Genomic DNA, 17,207 nt, shown 5'->3' on the forward strand with positions numbered 1-17,207 from the left:
TACCATCACTATTTATCACACCTACATCAACAGGAAAGGTAGTTGGTGCCCATCCAACCGTGGATGATAATGGGTCATTCAAAATAGTTGTAACAGGGTCGAATGTGGAATTATCAGCACTAGGTATCTGTCCTAACCGCATATAAGCATCGTCTGTTACCACATCGATATAAGTGGTCGGCTTGATGACGTTTAGCGTAAATATGGGTGGGGTTTCGACTGTACCATTGTTGATGATGGTTGCCATGCCGTTTAGGGTGTCTGCTGTTTTTTCTGCCCCGTACTTGTAGGGATCAGGGCAGGTGAAATAAAGTGTGGCTTGATATAAGCAAGATTTTTCATTTCGATCCTCTACTTTTCCTAGTTTCCCATAGTACTCTCTATCAATTTCATCAGCAAAAATTATAGGAGAAATACCAGAATGTAAAATTGAGCTTAATTCCTCAATTTTTTTGCGTAAATCTTCAAATGTTTCTCCTTTCAAGCTAATGTCCACTTCAAGGATTCTTTCTGGTATGCTCTCCTCAGATACAAACGCACCAGGCATTCCAGGCATCTTTAATAACTGAATATCGTCGGATGTGATCCCACGCCCTCGAACATCGTTTACGATAAAATAACCTTTTTCAGATTTAAACCTTTGCGATAAATCGATTCCGTTGAATATCATGTTTTCGACAGATACTAGCAATGAGACCACCTCCTAAAATTTTTTCATTCGATTTGAATTAAATTCTTGTTGTTCAGTTACCGTCGGTTCTACAATTCTACCAACTTCACGCGAATCCATTTCCACCTTTAAATTTGTTAATTTCTTTTCCAATCGGACAATCATATTGATTAAAGCTGAGTCCCGTTGATTTACTTCCACAGTTCCGTTAATAGCAGAATTAAGTGAAGCATAGCTGCCAGATGGGGTGTCATAAGCCATAGAAACACTCGGGATATCAGGAGTCATCCATTCGGACATTCGAGCAGTTGCAGCTACAATCCGGCCTCGCATCTTCTTGATTCCGTCGATAATGCCGAGAGGGATAAACTTTGCTTTATTCGACATCAGTCTTGATGGACTATGGATTTGGAAAAACGACGTAAATCCATCTTTAATTTTCTTTCCAATTCCAGTGATAGCATCCCTTACAGCTCCGGTCATCGAAGATATACCTTTAATTAACCCTTGCAGAATGTTTTTACCGATCTCCACTAAATCAATACTCTGCAAAAAGCTAACTGCAGAATTCCAAGCTGTTTGGATAACATCTTTTATTGTGTTTGAAATTGAACCAATAATAGAAACCATAGCATTAAACCCAGAAGTGACAATACTTACTATCCCGGATAAGACCGAAGAAAATAGGGATTTTATAGCGTTCCAAACCGTTTCTGTTAGTCCTTTTATTAATGACCAGGCTCCGCTAATAATTGTTTTTATCAAGTTTATTGCTCCGATAACAATAGCCTTAATCGCTTCCCATACACCGGCAAAGATACTCTTAATCCCACTCCAAACTGTACTCCAGTCGCCTTTTATAATGCCTGTTACTACCTTGATGATGCCCATCACAATTTTTAGGGCGGCATCGATAATTGAAACAATAACCGGAAAAACAGCTTGTACAATGGATAAAATAAAGGCAATCGCTGGAACCAGTACATTTGTTATGATGTCAGCTGCCACTTTTATTATTGCTATAACCACTGGAATAACTGCCTGAATAATAGCTAAAATGACTGGAAATACCGCTTGTATAATCGAGAGCAACAACGGTAGTACTGTTGTAACAATCGCCGTTATTACCGGTACTAACGCTTGGATCAATCCAATAATAACCGGCATGACTGCGACAATTACCGAAACTATCATTTGGAACACGCTTACGAATATTTTTAACAGCATTGGAAGCACATTCGTTACGATTGCTAAGATAATAGGCACAATTGTGTTTATTAAATTTATGATAATCGGTAAAACATTACTAACAATTGTTAACATGCCTTTAAACACTTGTTCTGCGACACTTAACAATTGTGGTAATACTGTAACAGCGACGTGAACAACTGCTTTTCCGATTTCCATAAAATTCGGTAAGAGACTAATGATTGCAACAACTAAACCCGAAAAAGCCTGACCTAACTGTGAAAAAGTCGGACCCAATGTTACTAAACTCTCCCCTATCACTCTACCAGTCTCAGCAAACTGAGGGGCTAACTCAATAAATGCTTTAGCAAATGCATCAAGTATCGGTTTAACGACCGACAAAACAGACGTAAATACAGTTTTTATACCGTTCCACACAGACTCAAATGCCGCACGAACATCTTCATTTGTTTTTGATAGCTTAAAAAGGGTAGCCATTAAGCTGATGACAGTCGCTATAATCCAACCGATAGGTCCTGATACTCCCAAGAATCCAAGGGCCAAACGCGCGAGCAGAGGGGATATGGTTGCTATGATTCCGCCAACTGTATCAAATGAACTTTTAACATAATCTACAATTTTTTCAACTATCCCGAACTTCTCATTAAGTTTGCTAAAAAAAGAAGATATCGCTGACAGTGCTCCGATAAATGCTTCGCTGAACCATGACCCTATTGCAGAAAAAGCAGGTTTAAACTGGTTAATCTTTTGAATAGACCAATCAACTGCTACACCGAACGCTATCTTAATTGCTTCACCTACAGCTTTTGTCGCTTTGACAATCCATGACAAGGCTGCATTTACTGCGTTTCTAAACCATTCGCACTCGTTATAGGCAATGACCAAAGCTGACACAATGAGTAAAATGGCCGAAATCCAACCAAATGAAATAGCAGTAACTCTAAGTAAAGCTTTAGAGGTCATACCAAGCATTAGAGCAATCGAACTAAATCCGGATATGATAGATGGTAAAAATCCCACCATGATTAGCATCGGGCCGACAATTAGCATGAATACTGCTGAAAGCGCGGCGCTAATGGCTATAAAACTCTTTGTTGCCTCGCTTAATCCGTTAAACCAATTCATAAACGATTGAATACCACTTGTAATTTTTTTTAACGCTGGCAGCAAGGCATTACCAAACGAAATTGCCGCTGATTCTATAGCGGACGATAGAATAATCAATTGACCCTTCAAGTTTTCTAACTGTTTAGCCGCAATTTTTTCAGCGGTCCCACCCGAATTTTCAAGTTCTTTGGTAAACTTTTCGATAGTGCCTTGGCCTGCGTCCATTAAAGCTAGCATTGCTGCAGACGCCTCTGTTCCAGATATTTTAGCAATCGCCGCAAGTCGATCAGCTTCACCCATATCTTTTGTAGCTTCTGACAATTCTCCTATAATAACGGATAAATCCTTCATGTTTCCCTGGGAGTCACTAATAGTAATACCCAGTTGTTTTAAAGCATCCTTTGCCATTCTTGGAGGTTTTGCTAAACGGATTAACATCATCCTCAGCGCTGTACCAGCTGAGTCTGCTTGGATACCTGCATTACCTAAAATACCAGCCGATGCCGCCATCATTTCAAGGGATTGTCCTGAGGCTTTAGCAACAGGTCCTACATATTTCATCGTATAACCTAGCATACGTAAATCTGTATTACTGCTAGTAAAAGTCTTAGTTAAAATATCAGCAACCCTTGCTGTTTCGCTTGCTTTTAAACCAAATCCGGAAAGAATATTGGAAGCTATATCCGCAGTCTCTCCTAATTCTGTTTGACCCGCTGCGGCCATTGCTAAAAGGCCAGGCATAGCCGAGATTACATCGTTTGTTTTGTAACCGGCCATCGCTAAATACTGCATACCTTCTGCCGCCTGGGATGCTGTAAAGCTCGTTTCCCTACCTAACTTTTCCGCAGTAGCTGTTAACTGTTTTAATTCTTTGTCTGTCGCCCCACTTAAAGCGGCCACACGGCTCATAGCAAATTCAAAATTAGCAGCTGTTTTAACTGCCATACCTAATCCGCCTGCGGTTGCTACCCCAAAACCTGTGACAATTTTTCCTAAATCACCTAAAGCTTTAAATCCTCTTTCTTGTTCCCTTACAAAATTAGCCACCTGCGCGGTGGCTGTTCTAAGGTTACTTGTTAGGTTTGATATATCTGCACCGATTTTAACTACAATTCCTGGGATGTTCATGGCTTACCTCCCTTCCTGGTTACTTGAATTCAAATTGCGATAACCATTCAGAAGCATGCTCGGCTTGGTCAACTTTTTCTTGTAACACAGCTTCATCCATCTCTCCGATAGGCCGCTTAAACAAATCCGCTGCCTTTGCTTTCTTTGCCCTATGAGCAGATTCTCGAATAATAGCGATTCGTGCTTCTTTTTCCATCTCATCAAAACCGCGCTCTTTCTCAGCTTTCATGAGGATATGAAATTCTTTGTGCGTAAGAGCCATTACCTCATTTGGTCGGAGGCCTAAGTACCTCCAACCATCAAATATTGCTTGGTCTATTTCGAATTCTTTCTTTAGCTCATTAGTGCTTTGTACTGTTCCGCCGCTTTCGGATCGCTCTTGAGTAGCTTGTCCGCTGTTGCTTTGTAGAAAAAACTTTCTAGGACTACCTCATTCGAAATTTTAAAAACGTAGTCCATGTCCAATTTTTCTTCGTTAAATGCTTTTTCGATTTCTTTCTCTACAACCGAATAAGAAAAATTCTGGCCAGCATGAAAAAGTGCGGCGTGAACAATTTTGGTGAAGGTATCTAAATCTCCCATCATGGCACGGCCAATCAGTTCCATAGAACCTCCTTCAAATTGTCCATTCAAGTGCTTTACACTTTCAAAATTTAGCTTTAGTTCGTATTCTTTTCCTTCAACCTCAAAACGTGCCATCTATAAAAACCCCTCTCGGTAATATTCAAAATTAAAAAAGCGAGCTGTTTAAAAGCTCGCCTTAGTTCTTACTCCGCACCTTCCGGCACTTCTGTTAATGTTTCCTCTGTTACTTCACCATTTAAAGATCCACTTAATGAATAAGTCGCAAAATCACCATTACCAAAAGATTTTTCGAAGGATGAAATCATGTACATCCCAGACTCCGCTTTCTTCGTGCGGGTATCAATTTCATAAATTTTTACGAATTCCTTTTTGCGAATAGCCTTTTTAATGTAAGGGATAAACGGATCTCCCTCGGACAATACACCCTCAAGAGAGACTTCCTGAGTTACTTTTCCATAGTCAGAACCTGTTTTGTCCTTTGTATCTAAATCGATAGAATCAGCAGAAATATTCGTAGAACCACCAGTTTGGTTAAACGGCCGCACAATTGTGGGTTCACCTGTAGTTTCAGGTGGAATGGATACTGCAAATAATATTTCCTCACCACGATATTCGATTGCCATCTATAACCGCCTCCTATTAAATGTCATGTCTACCTCGATATCGAAATAAACACGATGATAGCTTGTTTTATCACTTAAATCATCAGCTGGCATAGGTACTTCAGCTGTTAAATTTGTATTAAAAAAACCGAGCGATTTGCCCGGTGTAGCTGCGTCTAATAATTCCATCTCAGCAAATAAAAATATCTGTTGTATTTCTTCCTGTTTACGTGACCGCTCACTTGCTGAATTTGCATGTAACCCAACCTGGAACCGATACGTGGTTTGTATCGATTCGCGAAGTTTCGATATAATTTCATTATTATTTTGCATCTGTTCGATAGTAATAAAGGGCTTTTCTGCAGGTAGTTTTACACCATCGTACACCCATATTACTGGGATACCTGTTTCTGCTTCCAAGTGAGTTTTTATAGAGTGCTGCAGGTTTAATTGCATATTAATCAGCGCCCCATTCGACTTAGACGTTCTCGGATTTTATTTTTGTACGCCTCACGATTATTCCAAACCGATTTACGAACAAATCCTTTTTTCGTTCGGTGCTCGTACTCTTGCCTTAAAGCATAAGGTAAATCAGAACCAAACACCCACACGCATTCATCCTCTTTTTGAACACTTGGAGGAAAGGAATTCTTAAGTTTACCAGTTTTCCTTGGAGCACCTATTGCAGATTCGTTGGCCATTTTTCGCGCATAGGTCTCTGTTATTTGATCCAAGTCACTGGCTAGCTCAGCTGAGTCTAAAGCTTTTAAGACATTATCAAGCCCTGTAACCCTCACGGTAAATAGTCGATTACTCATGAAATCAGTCTCCCAACAAACTCTGCACGATTTCTCTCACCGATACCTTTTTTGTCCTTAGATTGAATTTCATAGTGTTTGCCATCATAAATGGCACCTGTAATGGTTTCATAGATATCAACTAACTCCTCTATCACGACACTAAACCAGATATCTCCCTTTTCTACCAAGATACCATTGGTCAAAAAACGGTCAATCGTACCCTGAGACGAAATTTCAGTGACTACGCCTGTTGTTGACTTTTCATTTTCTTCTCCACCGATAACCTCATCAGTTATAGGATCCTTAATCCCTTCAACATCATAAATCAATACGATAGGAATTTCACGATTTGAAACTATTTCCATGCGCGTCTGTTTCATAAAATCAATATCAGCCTGTGTTAACAGCGTAATCACCCCCTAGAGATAATCTTCATTTAGTTCGTAAGTTAGAAAACCGGTGCAACTTACATGCATCTTATAGATTTCCTGATCAGTGGGAGGATAAAGTCCTGGACCCATTCCGTACCTGTCTAGTTTTTCTAGTTGAGTACAACGATGTTCTGGGCGATTCGCTAATCCACGATGGACACGTAATGCTGTCACAACTTCGCTACGACTAGCGTTCATGGCTGTAGCAGTCCGATAAGCTGTATTGCCTTCCGTGACGACTAATCTTTTTATCTTCCAGGTCTCGTTCTCATGCACGCGACGTATGTTCGCAATCATGGTACTGACGGATTCACCTTTTAAGATATCGGTACGTATCACCTTCGATAAATTATCACGCATATCCCCGCTTAGACGCCAAACACGATCAGATAACACTAGCCCATCCTCACCAAAACGTTTTACGACATACTCAAAGACGTCACGATTTAAACGTTCCATTTGAGCAACAACTTTAGCACCAATAGCTGCTAGACCTACATTAATGCCGGTAGAAGCAAAGACTGCAGAATCACGAATAATGGCATCCATAGCCGTTGTTCCATATTCTCGAATCAATACTTCGACTTCATCAAGCTCACGAAGTAAACGGGAAAGTCGCTGCTTTTTGATTACGCCATCTTTTCCAGCATAATCTGCAAGTATGTCCGCTAAATCGCCTCGTACCCTCGAAATTTCCTTGATTGCAAAGGCAATTTGGTCTTTGTTTAGCTTTTTATAACCTACAGTTAGCTTTTTAAAAATGTCATCTAATTTCTCCTGATTATTCATGATACTCATCCGCCCTAGCCACATGAGATTGACTGGCACCGTAGCGACCCCTTACCTGTTTCCGGTATTGTTTTCGGGCTTCTTTTGCTAGTTTTATATAGTTCGAAAAGATGTTCGACTTGTCCACCGATTCTTCACCGTCAGTAAATTTAAAATAATGTGCAGCATTGCCAGCAATAGTTTCGTAAGCAATAGCAAGTGCAAGATAAAAAACTGCGTTTTCGTTTTCTTCTTCTGTGAGACCGGATTCTTTTTCAGCTTCTGCTGACCACGAACCTATATCAGATAAAGTGATGCCTGGTACTTTATTTAAACGGTTTTCTAACCGTCCATAAATCTCCATACGGAGTCACCTCCGTTATTTTTCTTTGCCATTATCTAGGTCTTTTTCTCCCGTCTTTTTGTTCGGTTTATCTACACGCTCTATAAAAGGAGCGCACTTATTAAGATATTTAATTTCATCTTTGTCTTCAGTTTCATAGATACCGTCAAAATTAAATCTTACATGTATCTCTGGACGAAAAAGTTCGTAGTTTGGTAATGTTTTATACTTTGCCATATATAGCTCCTTTCACTGAAAGAAAAAGCGAGCACAAAGGCTCGCCTCTCATTAGGAAATAGTCTTAGAAATGTTAGAAAGAACAGCGACGCATTCCTTTGCGTTTTTGATTTCATAACCTACCTCAGTACGAATTACACGAGAGAAGTAGTCTCCACCGGCTAATGTCGCGTCTTGGTCGTACGCTTCGGTTAAATAACGTGCTTTGATTTTATCAACATCGAGTAAAAGCGCACGGTCCTTAGGCATGTTTTGATCAACAACGACGCTGGAAATTGCGCCACCAGGCATATCAGAGACAAAAGAAAGAATTTGATGGCCAGTTTGTGTTTCGCCACGGCTAGTCTGAATAGTGTTTCCAGCTAGTTTAGTGATTTGTCGTGCTTGGTTTGGTGCACAAAGGATGGTATTAACAGACCCACCACGAGTAAACACAGCTTCTACTGCATCATTTAAACCTTTAGCGCTGATCTCAGCTGAGGCAAAATCTTTATTAAAAGATCCTTGTTCATTCGCAAATGCGAACAACCCGCCAGTTGTGCGAGGCTGGCTTGCTGAACCAACATACTTACGGCCATAGATTAAAGAGTTATTTTGCTCCCTAACCATTTCTTGGAGACGAAGATTGACTTGGTAATCGAGCTCGTCCTCAACGCCGTAAGTGTTAACCTGCTGTTGGGTGCGAGATACTGCAGCATAACGGCTGAAAATTTGAGAATAGTTAAATGACACCAAGCGGTCGTTAATCTCATTTTTCCGGAAAGTGTCTTCTCCTTCAGGACGAGGACGTGCAATTACTTTCAGTTCTGCATCTGCTGCAATGGCTTCCGGAGTTGTAGTATCAAAACCACGGGTAACTGTGATTTTGTCAGTCGCTTCGTCTACTGCAGTAACACGTAATACTTCAAGGCCGTTTTGCACTAATGCATTTACGGTAAATTTACGAGCCTCTCCTGTTTTTAAAGTAATGCTAGTGTCTGCCGCTAGAGCAGCCGTTTTTACAATACCCATGTCACTGTTGAGGTAGTCATTCTGCCATTCGAATTTAGTTTGTGTTAAAGCATCACCTGTTCCGATTAGACCGAATAATACCGGAGCCTTCGCTAAAATTAAATCGACATTCGCCTGCATTTGGCGAATTTGTTGTTGGAAATCATACGTTAATTGTACTGGCATGTAAACCACTCCTAAAAATTATTATTTTTTCTTCTTCAATTCCAAAATTTCGTTAAATAATTTTGTTACTTTCCCTGCCAACCGAGGATTTTTAAGAGCTTCTTTCTTTAGGTCTTCCAGTTCTTTTTCCTTCACGGTTAACTCATTCGGGTTTGGATGTTTTGCAGGATTTCCACCGCCTCCAGCATCTGCACCAATTGGTGCTTTAAACATCCATGGCTTTGATTCCTTTAGTGCTTTTACCGCTTCCTCTACACCTTTGACGTTTCCATCATTGTCAATTTCGACGGATGATTTATCAAGGAGCGCTAAAACATCCGCAGGATCATTAGCACTAAGGGAGCGGGCAATACTTTTAATCTCAGTATTTAAGATTCGTTGATTAGCTGCGTCCTGGGCTTTTTTCGCTTGTTCAGCCGCTTCGATTGCCTTTTTATCAGCTTCTTCCTTTTCGGCTTTTAAGCGTTCAGCTTCTGACATAGCTTGTTTTTTACGTTCTTCCTCCGCTTTCTCAAGCTCATCCAATTTCTTTGCTTTCTCGTCATAGTCCGCGTATTTTTTCTTTTCTCGTGCTAAACGATCAGCAACAATTTTATCGAGCTCTTCTTGTGTAAAAGTTTTGTCGGCAGGCTTAGGTGGTTCTGGGTTAGGTGGTGGTGTACCGCCTCCTCCGCCATCAGGGGCTAAAATTGGTTGATATGATGTTCCATTTAGCATCGATAAAACATAATTTTTAAACATGTGTTTTTCCTCCCACGTTTATAGCCCGAGTAGGCTGTTAGATTGATAAACCGATAGTTTTTGTCATATCGTAGGACAATTTTCGAGATACATAGAAAAGGCTAAGGAACTCTCATCCTTAGCCTAAATTATTTAACTACTACCCAATCTTCCGCTAAAATGTCAGAACCGCTTGGTACCCATGTGGCTACATCATTTTGAGCTGTTTTAAGAGCGAAGTACCCACGATATGGTACCATGTCGTTTTCGAAGACTCCCTTGATTACTTCCATTTTTGCTGGATAACTTGCTGGTTCAACGTAGTATGCAAACATACCTGAACCATTCCAGCCTTTGCGAGCAACCTTTCCACCCTCTTTTAAAATTGCAAGTGCAACATCAAAACCAAACTCTGCTCCTACTTCCGCAAGATCTTCAGTGGTATATCCTTCGGTTTCAGCGAAGTGTGATTGCAATTTATATCCTTCTAATTCCCATAATTTGTTGATAATTCGTTCTTTGCAGATTTCATAACCAATTGTCTCATTGTAATTTGCAGGATTAACACAGTTGGAAGACTCTACAATCACAAATCCACTTGGAGTTGTGCATGAAACTACACATGTTTTTTCACCTAATTTTGTTACTTCCCATTTAGAAGAAGTCCACAATTCTGTTATTTGTTGTTGAGTTACTGTATTTTTACTCATCTAATATCTCCCCATTGTCATTTTTATTATTTTCGTTATACGGATCCTGCGACTGCCGCATTAAATTACGCTCCGCAATTATCTCCATCAATTTAGCCTCGGCGTTTTCCTTACCGCTACGAGTAATAGCGCCCTTAATCGATTCGATTTGCGTAGCAATTTCCTCGCCCAACTGCTCGACTAATGCTTTTTGGTCTTGCGGCAACGGCAAACCAAAAATGATTTTACTGTAATAATACTCATCCACTTGAGAAAGCCATTTTTTGTCGTATTTAAAACGAGAATGCTCTTGCCTGGCTTTCATGTACCGCAAAATGTACTCGTTCAAGGTTTGTAAACGGGATTGCCAGATAATCCATGACCGCTGCGTTTTCGAAATAATTGACGAGAATAATAGCTTTAGCGCCATATCATTTATCCCGCCAGTTTTCATTTCCGCTGTATTAACGATAGGCACTTCGCTGATTTCATGTAATGCTTCATACATGCGATCAAGATAGGCCTCAATCGTTTCCTTGAACTTAAAGCCACTCTCCAGCTTTTTAGCGTCAGGGTTACTGTTTTCTTCTCCCTCACCTAGATTCCATTTAGCTGATGGACTAATCCTTAATGGATTCTTAGGATCCTCTTCAACGTTGACTAAAAGCGTAATAGCAAACATTTCGAAGCGTAGAGCATCCGAATAGTCGCTCATTTTTATGTCGATTTCATCAGCAATATCGATCATTTTTTCCAACTCGGAAAAACCGTGTAAGTCACCTGATAATTTCTCGGTAGGAATGGGCACAACTGGGATAAAATCCAAACCCATTGATTGTCTTTCTACTCTCTTATCAACGACATTTAATCCTGAATCATATACAGCTTCTTCAATTTCGCAATCATAAAAGCCGTTGTCCTCTTCACCTTTCCACACTAGGTAGTAAGATAGTTTCCATAGCTTTGTTCCTTCTTCATCTAACCAAGCAGAAAAATGAATCGCATCGAGCTGATCTGTATCCCATTCGTTATAAACTGGAATAACTTCATACGACGGATGCCACAATATTTTTAATTCTCCGCGCCGCTTGTCGTAGTGCAAACGCGCATAGACACCGGTACGGCTTATTGACCGGTCTTTGGCTGCACCTAGCAACTTTTCGTGCATGCGATTATCATCCCATACCCACTGCAAGAGACGTTCTTTCGCTTTTGACCGGCTATTCTCTGTCTGTTGTTCGTCTGATGGCTCATAATTTGGTAACAACATAAGTGCAGGATCATCTAGGACTTCCGGAGCAACGGATACTTTCGGTTCCTTTTCAAATTGCCATGCCGCTATCGTATCAACCAATCTTCGCAGATAATTTATGTTTAATTGCGTCGGCTCATAGTCCAGGTCTTTCGGTTTCTCATGGGCTGTCCAGACATTAATCGAGCCTTCATATCGTTTATAGAGCTGTAATTCCTCAACAATTCGCTGATATTCGTTGTAACCTAGTGCGATTTGTAGAGGCTGTTCAAAAACAAAGGGGTTCATTAAATTTCTGTCAGGAAAAACGATGGTAATCCCCTCCTTTCTCTAATTTGCATATCGATAAGAACCAGCATTACCGGCTTTCCGTTTTTTCTTTCCGCCAGCAATAGAAAAAGCCATCTGCAATGCATCTGGCCCGTCATCGTGATTATGGTTCGGATATAGTTCAAACATTTCTAAAAGCAATAGCTGAATTTTCTTAAATCGAATTTTCCCCGTCTGGATATCAGGCAAAAGAGACTCGATCCGCAGTGCTTTTCTCGTCCGCTGCTTGATTTGTTTAAGTCTAGTTTTCGATGGGTACCCTTCTTTTTGTAATGCCTCTTCTAGTTTCTCTGCCCACCATTCCTGTGCTTGCTGCGCCTCAACGGCCATACCCTCATACTGGAATTTAAGAGTCAATTCAACTGCTTTTTCTAGTAACTTATCGGGGTGTACCCGTTCAATAAACGCATCCACCACATAACAAATTTGCGTTTTTCGGTTTCTGGCCAACGAGATAATTGCGCCATAGTCGCCCTTTTCTTTCCCCATAGCAAAGTCAATCCCGCAGAAATAATCGAATTCTTTATCCTCTAAATCAGTTTCGACGTAATAGACCATTTGCTCGGGCTTAAAGACCTGAGATTCTTCGTCGATTGGATTCCCTTGATACTCCTGATTAAATGCCCGGGTACCCATATCCTCACGTTTTTCCATGAAATACTTGTAGGAATAACGCTGGGGCCACAATACCTCGGTACCCTTAAGCATTTCCTCTATGTTATTTTCATAAAAATCGTCAGCTCGTTCTTTCGCGTCTTCCCTATCTTCGTTGTATAGCTGCCGCCATTCTTCCCATAGGTCTTCCCGCTTTGCCCAGGACAGAATCGCCGGAAACTTACGTGATGTAAAGTCTTTACGTTTTGTTAGGACATGATTTAACAGTGAATCGTAATGCACGATGGTCCCCATATAAATACATGTGCCGCCAAAACCTAAAGCCTCCAACATTTCGGATCGAAACCAATGCAGATTCTTTTTACGCATTTCTGCAGTCGAGGTATTCTCCCCTGACTCCAGGTCATCTAGCAAAAATAAATCCGGACGGTACGATAAGTGCCGCAAGCCTCGCATCTGGGTACCTGTCCCTTTTGCTTCCACCTTCGTTCCTGTCGACGTAATGAATTCATACTTGTTGTCTACTTCATTCATGGCTGGTCGTGGATGCAACAATGGACCGAAATCATCTCGAAGCTTTTGGTTAAACTTCAGCTGGTTTACGGTCCATTTAATAAAGTCTCCGGCAACATCGGTCGTCTCGGAAACTTCTACAATATATTTTTTGTGTCGATAGACGACTTCTTTACACAAATATGAGTTTGATAGATAGGCTGTCTTGGCATGATTCCGTCCCACTGACCAGCCTACGTTCGTATCAATTATGCCCTCGGTTATCTCGTCAAGAAGACCGCAAAGTTCCTGATGAAACTCCGCAGCATCCTCTAAAATCTGACCCGCTGGAATCAAGTTCGATTCATTTTCCGGGTTGCGCTCATCGCTAAAATACTCATATGTCATATACAGCAAATCATACTCAGCCCGGTGGACCCGCTTTAACTTTTCCAATAACTCCAGGTTAAGCTCCAGCTGATCAAGGTCATAATTTGTTGCTTCCGGGCCCGCTATAACTTTCTGAAGCAGTTTATTTTCTTCTTCCAGCTCGTCGATGCGCTGTTGTCGCGCAGGTCGGTCGAGCCATGCTCCATCCACAAACGCCAAAACAGCGCACCTCCTTTTTAAACACCTGAGTCATCGCCATTAGTACCAAGCCGTTCAAGTAATGCCGCCTTCCTATCCTCAAACGACTCTTCTTTACGATTATCGTTAATTGTGACCTCACTTTTATCGTTAAGTTCACCCATCCGCTTAAGGTATAATTCGATGCCCTTCATGGATCCGTTCTTGATCCCGTCAATTAACTTTGAATACACTAGCGATAGTTGAGAGTCGACAATTTGAGATGCTAAATGGTTTTTGTAAGCAATAAAGTTGTTGTCTGTCGTGTCCCATTGATGAATTTGTTTACGACTGATTCCAACTTCTTCCGCAATCTGTTCTTTTGTCTTTCTCTCACCTTTTTTGGTGAACTCGTATTCCACCAGTAAAGCAGCCGCCTGTCGCTGTCCTGGTTTCAACTTTCGCTCATCAAACTGAAACCGTTGGTTACTCATGGAAATCTACTCCTTTCCTAATCTGTGTTGACTATTATTCGGGCAGGACCTTCTACCAAAACCATGCCAACCTCATGGCCATTATCGATTTGAATCTTTGCCCCCCTACCATGTGCATCAATAACATATTCTTTTACACCTGTACGTTTTATTAATTCGTCTTGTAATTCCGCAGTTGTAAAAAGACTAATCAATCTGGTTTCTTGCAAAGACCTGGTAAGTGTATCTAATCCCTTAATTACGTCATTCGTTTCACGCTTCAATGCTTTTAAACTTTTTAAAGCATCGGATACGTCAACATCCACCTTTACACTTAATCCTTTGTTCGACTCGCGCTTTTCAGCCATGTCACAACATCTCCTTTTTATTTTTCTAAGAGCGTATAGCACTTAGCAGACCAGAGGCGATACATTCGATCGCTTGCTCTAATTCGGTATGTTTATCATCATCCAAACCAAGAGGTTCGAAATGTAAATGCAATAACTCATGAACAAGACTATTTTCCATATCCTGAGGAAACACTAGGTCAGGATCATAGTCGTTAGGGTCCAGGATTTTAATAAGTGCCATCTTTTTAGATAGTGTTGGAATTACGCAAGCCATTGCTTCGTTAGGAATATTATGAATCCGGCAGATACGCGCTTTAATTATCCAATCTTGGAGTCGCAGTCGTTTTTGCCACTCTATTAATTTTTCTTGTAATTGTTCTTCAGTCAAAATAACCTCTTCCATGTTCGTCCACCTCCCAAAATAAAAAGAAGCACCCAATTACTCGGATGCCACTAATTCTTTCAAACCGTCCATTCTTGCCTTCAACTCGGATTTCATTATTTCTAAAACTGAGTACTGTTCATCGATAGCTTTTTTATAATTTTCCTCCGACAACCCTTTATAGCTTTTCTTAATTATCTGCTCATGTAATTGTCTGATGTCCTTCTGCATTTTTCGAGCCTGCTTATCAGTCACGTAAGAAATGTATTTATGGCCGCAATGAGCACAACGGAAATACGTTTCGATGACATAGCCTTTGAATTTATGAGCCGGATGCTCGAATTCTCGTAAATGGATCGGAAACTCTTTTTCACATTCGTCACAGGTCACTCGTGTCACGATTTCCGCAGCCCCTTTCTAGTAAAAATGCCCCCGAGGTTTAAAATTTTGGTAGAAATGTTCGGGGACCAGGGGACACTTTAGTCCAATAAAGCACCCCCCAGGGTCTTAATTGTGTGTATTCTGTACACAATTAAAACAATTTGGACGCATGTTTATTCATGATTACTGTATATGATTAACCGTATATTAATTCATTGTTATTCAACATAATTGCGTAAAATAAATCTATTGCGCAATTAATCATTGAAGCAAACGTTGATATAACAACGTTTGTAAGCTGTTCGTAATTATCTATTATGCATTGTTTTATACAACGTTGATATAACAGTGATCTTGTTATCAATCAATGAGTTATTTCCCGTGATTCTTGCATACATTTCGATAAACGAAACATCCGTATCCTGCATAGAAAATTTATAAGACAGCTCGTCCCACGAATCACGACCCCCGAAATTTGGGACATCTCTCCGTGGTGAACGCAGAAGTTGACACCCCTGTAACTTTTGATTCTCAGGCATTCCTAGTACCTACTTACTAATTGCTCTATTAAAACCACGGTTACAAACAAAAAGACACCATCGCCCTCACAACGATAATGTCTTTTTCCCTACTTCAACAAATATCTCACACTATCATCTTACCATGATTTTAGACATCGAAAGTGACATCATAGCGACATGGTTTATTTTACTTATCTCCATCCTAACATTTCTGCAATATCTCTCACCACTTTGTCTCTCCATCGTTGGGCTTGACGTTTACTACAATGGAGTTCGAGTGCAATGCCGTCCCAGGATAAATCTTTATTCCAATAACGGGCTTGTATCAACTTACGAATATGCTGAGGAGAAATGTTATAGATCGTCTCAATGGCATACGCGATCTCCTCTAAATAATCAAGTTGCTTATGAGTATCCAATCGAGTAGCAATCATTTCTGTTGGATTAGAAATACGTCCACTTCGTCCGCCACCAACATTTTCGTCAGGAGTAGTTTGAATAATATTGAACCTGAGTTTTTTTATTTCTTCAACGGTATTTTTGTATTTATAAATTTCAGCTTCGATATGTTTGAACGATGCTTTGGATAAGCTGTAATTTATTTTTGTTGTCAACATCATCAGACCTCTCTTTCACCATACAACGAATTCATTGCTTTCTCTAACTGGTCATCTGTATATTTTTCAAATACCGACGGATTAACACCTTGCATAAAGGCCAGCTGTACAATAATCGATTCTCTTTCGTCCTTATCCATTTTGCTTATTCCTCCCTTTTGCGTAGACTTCGTCTAACCACTCGTACAACATGGCCATTTGTTTTATGACCAATTGATTATTGTTGTATCGCTTACTCATTTCCCCCATTGAAGAAGTGACCCAGTTCCAAAAAGCATCACTGTCTAGTCCGTTCTTTACGGCCATTTGATTAGCTTGCATGATCCACTCAGCAACTTCGGTATAAAAAGCTTTATAGTCCATCAGATCTCCTCGATTCGAATGTAAATGCCAGGCATCTTGGCCCAAAACTTTTCAACAATCTCGGAAACTACTAAAGCATCGTCTTTCCAGTATCCACATTCGGTCATGCAGTCTTTTAATAGTTTTTGCAGATTGTCTGTATCAGGCTTGGTATATTTGTATTCGCCGTCTGTATGTTTGCCGGTTATAGGAAAACACCACTTCGTCATCAAGCGAATAGAATGGTTATATTTCTTTTCTGGAACATGCTGCCCGAGATGAGCCATCAACTTCGCACGTGCTGTTTTCAGTTCTTCCGGCTCATAAAAGATCGGCTTGCCATTTACCACGTGAACTTGTTTCTGCTGATGGGTGACAGTTGGAACCTTTTCCATAGGCATAAAAAATTCAGTAATCAAT

Annotated in this window: 23 protein-coding genes and 2 pseudogenes; all 25 read right to left on the reverse strand. The window is 40.5% G+C overall.

The annotated features are described in order from the left end of the window. A partial coding sequence (locus G6554_RS18675) for a distal tail protein Dit (protein ID WP_166244610.1) occupies positions 1 to 691 on the reverse strand: 691 nt, incomplete at its 3' end. Between the two features lie 12 nt (positions 692 to 703). Then, complete coding sequence (locus G6554_RS18680; protein WP_166244612.1) at positions 704 to 4,114, reverse strand: phage tail tape measure protein; 3,411 nt, start codon at positions 4,112 to 4,114, stop codon at positions 704 to 706. Between the two features lie 19 nt (positions 4,115 to 4,133). Then, the gene (locus G6554_RS18685; RefSeq protein ID WP_166244614.1) at positions 4,134 to 4,376 is read right to left on the reverse strand and encodes a hypothetical protein; all 243 of its coding nucleotides are present in this window, start codon (positions 4,374 to 4,376) and stop codon (positions 4,134 to 4,136) included. Between the two features lie 71 nt (positions 4,377 to 4,447). Beyond that, positions 4,448 to 4,813: a tail assembly chaperone gene (locus G6554_RS18690; RefSeq protein ID WP_166244616.1), complete on the reverse strand. Its 366-nt coding sequence runs from the start codon at positions 4,811 to 4,813 to the stop codon at positions 4,448 to 4,450. 68 nt (positions 4,814 to 4,881) lie between these two features. After that, positions 4,882 to 5,322, reverse strand: coding sequence for a phage major tail protein, TP901-1 family (locus G6554_RS18695; RefSeq protein ID WP_166244618.1), 441 nt, complete (start codon positions 5,320 to 5,322; stop codon positions 4,882 to 4,884). Beyond that, positions 5,323 to 5,757 carry a hypothetical protein gene (locus tag G6554_RS18700; protein WP_166244620.1) on the reverse strand — a complete coding sequence of 145 codons (435 nt, stop codon included), beginning with the start codon at positions 5,755 to 5,757 and terminating at the stop codon, positions 5,323 to 5,325. 5 nt (positions 5,758 to 5,762) lie between these two features. Next, positions 5,763 to 6,119, reverse strand: coding sequence for a hypothetical protein (locus G6554_RS18705; RefSeq protein ID WP_166244622.1), 357 nt, complete (start codon positions 6,117 to 6,119; stop codon positions 5,763 to 5,765). Then, positions 6,116 to 6,517, reverse strand: coding sequence for a hypothetical protein (locus G6554_RS18710; RefSeq protein ID WP_207627685.1), 402 nt, complete (start codon positions 6,515 to 6,517; stop codon positions 6,116 to 6,118). The genes G6554_RS18705 and G6554_RS18710 overlap by 4 nt, the downstream gene beginning before the upstream one ends. Before the next feature lie 3 nt (positions 6,518 to 6,520). Further along, on the reverse strand, positions 6,521 to 7,360 hold the full coding sequence (locus G6554_RS18715; protein ID WP_166244627.1) for a hypothetical protein: 840 nt from the start codon (positions 7,358 to 7,360) through the stop codon (positions 6,521 to 6,523). Continuing rightward, complete coding sequence (locus tag G6554_RS18720; RefSeq protein ID WP_166244629.1) at positions 7,314 to 7,664, reverse strand: hypothetical protein; 351 nt, start codon at positions 7,662 to 7,664, stop codon at positions 7,314 to 7,316. Before G6554_RS18720 ends, G6554_RS18715 begins: the two co-directional genes overlap by 47 nt. A 15-nt stretch (positions 7,665 to 7,679) precedes the next feature. After that, positions 7,680 to 7,880 (reverse strand): hypothetical protein, encoded by a 201-nt coding sequence (locus G6554_RS18725; protein WP_166244631.1) that lies wholly within the window; start codon positions 7,878 to 7,880, stop codon positions 7,680 to 7,682. A 51-nt stretch (positions 7,881 to 7,931) separates the two neighbouring features. After that, on the reverse strand, positions 7,932 to 9,056 hold the full coding sequence (locus G6554_RS18730) for an SU10 major capsid protein (RefSeq protein WP_166244633.1): 1,125 nt from the start codon (positions 9,054 to 9,056) through the stop codon (positions 7,932 to 7,934). A 21-nt stretch (positions 9,057 to 9,077) separates the two neighbouring features. After that, positions 9,078 to 9,773: a phage scaffolding protein gene (locus tag G6554_RS18735; RefSeq protein WP_242637889.1), complete on the reverse strand. Its 696-nt coding sequence runs from the start codon at positions 9,771 to 9,773 to the stop codon at positions 9,078 to 9,080. A gap of 152 nt (positions 9,774 to 9,925) precedes the next feature. Further along, positions 9,926 to 10,180: pseudogene (locus G6554_RS18740) on the reverse strand (DUF2829 domain-containing protein); the annotation flags it as partial. 72 nt (positions 10,181 to 10,252) lie between these two features. Further along, positions 10,253 to 10,486 (reverse strand): annotated as a pseudogene (locus tag G6554_RS25610) (Gp49 family protein); the annotation flags it as partial. Then, positions 10,479 to 12,005, reverse strand: coding sequence for a phage portal protein (locus G6554_RS18745; RefSeq protein ID WP_166244637.1), 1,527 nt, complete (start codon positions 12,003 to 12,005; stop codon positions 10,479 to 10,481). The pseudogene G6554_RS25610 and the gene G6554_RS18745, both read right to left, overlap by 8 nt. Before the next feature lie 42 nt (positions 12,006 to 12,047). After that, complete coding sequence (terL, locus tag G6554_RS18750) at positions 12,048 to 13,754, reverse strand: phage terminase large subunit (RefSeq protein WP_347564330.1); 1,707 nt, start codon at positions 13,752 to 13,754, stop codon at positions 12,048 to 12,050. A 26-nt stretch (positions 13,755 to 13,780) separates the two neighbouring features. Next, complete coding sequence (locus G6554_RS18755; protein ID WP_166244641.1) at positions 13,781 to 14,215, reverse strand: phBC6A51 family helix-turn-helix protein; 435 nt, start codon at positions 14,213 to 14,215, stop codon at positions 13,781 to 13,783. Positions 14,216 to 14,232: 17 nt separating this feature from the next. Continuing rightward, positions 14,233 to 14,562 carry a BC1881 family protein gene (locus G6554_RS18760; RefSeq protein ID WP_166244643.1) on the reverse strand — a complete coding sequence of 110 codons (330 nt, stop codon included), beginning with the start codon at positions 14,560 to 14,562 and terminating at the stop codon, positions 14,233 to 14,235. A gap of 25 nt (positions 14,563 to 14,587) precedes the next feature. After that, positions 14,588 to 14,947, reverse strand: a complete 360-nt coding sequence (locus tag G6554_RS18765; protein ID WP_166244645.1) for a hypothetical protein — start codon at positions 14,945 to 14,947, stop codon at positions 14,588 to 14,590. Between the two features lie 36 nt (positions 14,948 to 14,983). Continuing rightward, the gene (locus G6554_RS18770) at positions 14,984 to 15,325 is read right to left on the reverse strand and encodes a hypothetical protein (RefSeq protein WP_166244647.1); all 342 of its coding nucleotides are present in this window, start codon (positions 15,323 to 15,325) and stop codon (positions 14,984 to 14,986) included. A gap of 694 nt (positions 15,326 to 16,019) precedes the next feature. After that, positions 16,020 to 16,448 carry a transcriptional regulator gene (locus G6554_RS18775; RefSeq protein ID WP_242637887.1) on the reverse strand — a complete coding sequence of 143 codons (429 nt, stop codon included), beginning with the start codon at positions 16,446 to 16,448 and terminating at the stop codon, positions 16,020 to 16,022. Next, positions 16,448 to 16,585, reverse strand: a complete 138-nt coding sequence (locus tag G6554_RS18780; protein ID WP_166244649.1) for a hypothetical protein — start codon at positions 16,583 to 16,585, stop codon at positions 16,448 to 16,450. The genes G6554_RS18775 and G6554_RS18780 overlap by 1 nt, the downstream gene beginning before the upstream one ends. Further along, positions 16,578 to 16,808: a hypothetical protein gene (locus G6554_RS18785; RefSeq protein WP_166244651.1), complete on the reverse strand. Its 231-nt coding sequence runs from the start codon at positions 16,806 to 16,808 to the stop codon at positions 16,578 to 16,580. The genes G6554_RS18780 and G6554_RS18785 overlap by 8 nt, the downstream gene beginning before the upstream one ends. After that, positions 16,808 to 17,206, reverse strand: coding sequence for a RusA family crossover junction endodeoxyribonuclease (locus G6554_RS18790; protein ID WP_207343071.1), 399 nt, complete (start codon positions 17,204 to 17,206; stop codon positions 16,808 to 16,810). The genes G6554_RS18785 and G6554_RS18790 overlap by 1 nt, the downstream gene beginning before the upstream one ends. Between the last annotated feature and the right edge of the window lies 1 nt (position 17,207).

This window comes from Bacillus sp. MM2020_4 (assembly GCF_011250555.1).
Classification (GTDB): Bacteria; Bacillota; Bacilli; order Bacillales; family Cytobacillaceae; genus Neobacillus.

What these genes read in the sequence shown, in the direction of transcription:
- G6554_RS18680 (WP_166244612.1), bottom strand. Translation starts at nt 4,114, where the DNA reads ATGAACATCCCAGGAATTGTAGTTAAAATCGGTGCAGATATATCAAAC.
- G6554_RS18685 (WP_166244614.1), bottom strand. Translation starts at nt 4,376, where the DNA reads ATGGCTCTTACGCACAAAGAATTTCATATCCTCATGAAAGCTGAGAAA.
- G6554_RS18690 (WP_166244616.1), bottom strand. Translation starts at nt 4,813, where the DNA reads ATGGCACGTTTTGAGGTTGAAGGAAAAGAATACGAACTAAAGCTAAAT.
- G6554_RS18695 (WP_166244618.1), bottom strand. Translation starts at nt 5,322, where the DNA reads ATGGCAATCGAATATCGTGGTGAGGAAATATTATTTGCAGTATCCATT.
- G6554_RS18700 (WP_166244620.1), bottom strand. Translation starts at nt 5,757, where the DNA reads ATGCAATTAAACCTGCAGCACTCTATAAAAACTCACTTGGAAGCAGAA.
- G6554_RS18705 (WP_166244622.1), bottom strand. Translation starts at nt 6,119, where the DNA reads ATGAGTAATCGACTATTTACCGTGAGGGTTACAGGGCTTGATAATGTC.
- G6554_RS18720 (WP_166244629.1), bottom strand. Translation starts at nt 7,664, where the DNA reads ATGGAGATTTATGGACGGTTAGAAAACCGTTTAAATAAAGTACCAGGC.
- G6554_RS18725 (WP_166244631.1), bottom strand. Translation starts at nt 7,880, where the DNA reads ATGGCAAAGTATAAAACATTACCAAACTACGAACTTTTTCGTCCAGAG.
- G6554_RS18730 (WP_166244633.1), bottom strand. Translation starts at nt 9,056, where the DNA reads ATGCCAGTACAATTAACGTATGATTTCCAACAACAAATTCGCCAAATG.
- G6554_RS18735 (WP_242637889.1), bottom strand. Translation starts at nt 9,773, where the DNA reads ATGCTAAATGGAACATCATATCAACCAATTTTAGCCCCTGATGGCGGA.
- G6554_RS18745 (WP_166244637.1), bottom strand. Translation starts at nt 12,005, where the DNA reads ATGAACCCCTTTGTTTTTGAACAGCCTCTACAAATCGCACTAGGTTAC.
- G6554_RS18755 (WP_166244641.1), bottom strand. Translation starts at nt 14,215, where the DNA reads ATGAGTAACCAACGGTTTCAGTTTGATGAGCGAAAGTTGAAACCAGGA.
- G6554_RS18760 (WP_166244643.1), bottom strand. Translation starts at nt 14,562, where the DNA reads ATGGCTGAAAAGCGCGAGTCGAACAAAGGATTAAGTGTAAAGGTGGAT.
- G6554_RS18765 (WP_166244645.1), bottom strand. Translation starts at nt 14,947, where the DNA reads ATGGAAGAGGTTATTTTGACTGAAGAACAATTACAAGAAAAATTAATA.
- G6554_RS18775 (WP_242637887.1), bottom strand. Translation starts at nt 16,448, where the DNA reads ATGATGTTGACAACAAAAATAAATTACAGCTTATCCAAAGCATCGTTC.
- G6554_RS18780 (WP_166244649.1), bottom strand. Translation starts at nt 16,585, where the DNA reads ATGGATAAGGACGAAAGAGAATCGATTATTGTACAGCTGGCCTTTATG.
- G6554_RS18785 (WP_166244651.1), bottom strand. Translation starts at nt 16,808, where the DNA reads ATGGACTATAAAGCTTTTTATACCGAAGTTGCTGAGTGGATCATGCAA.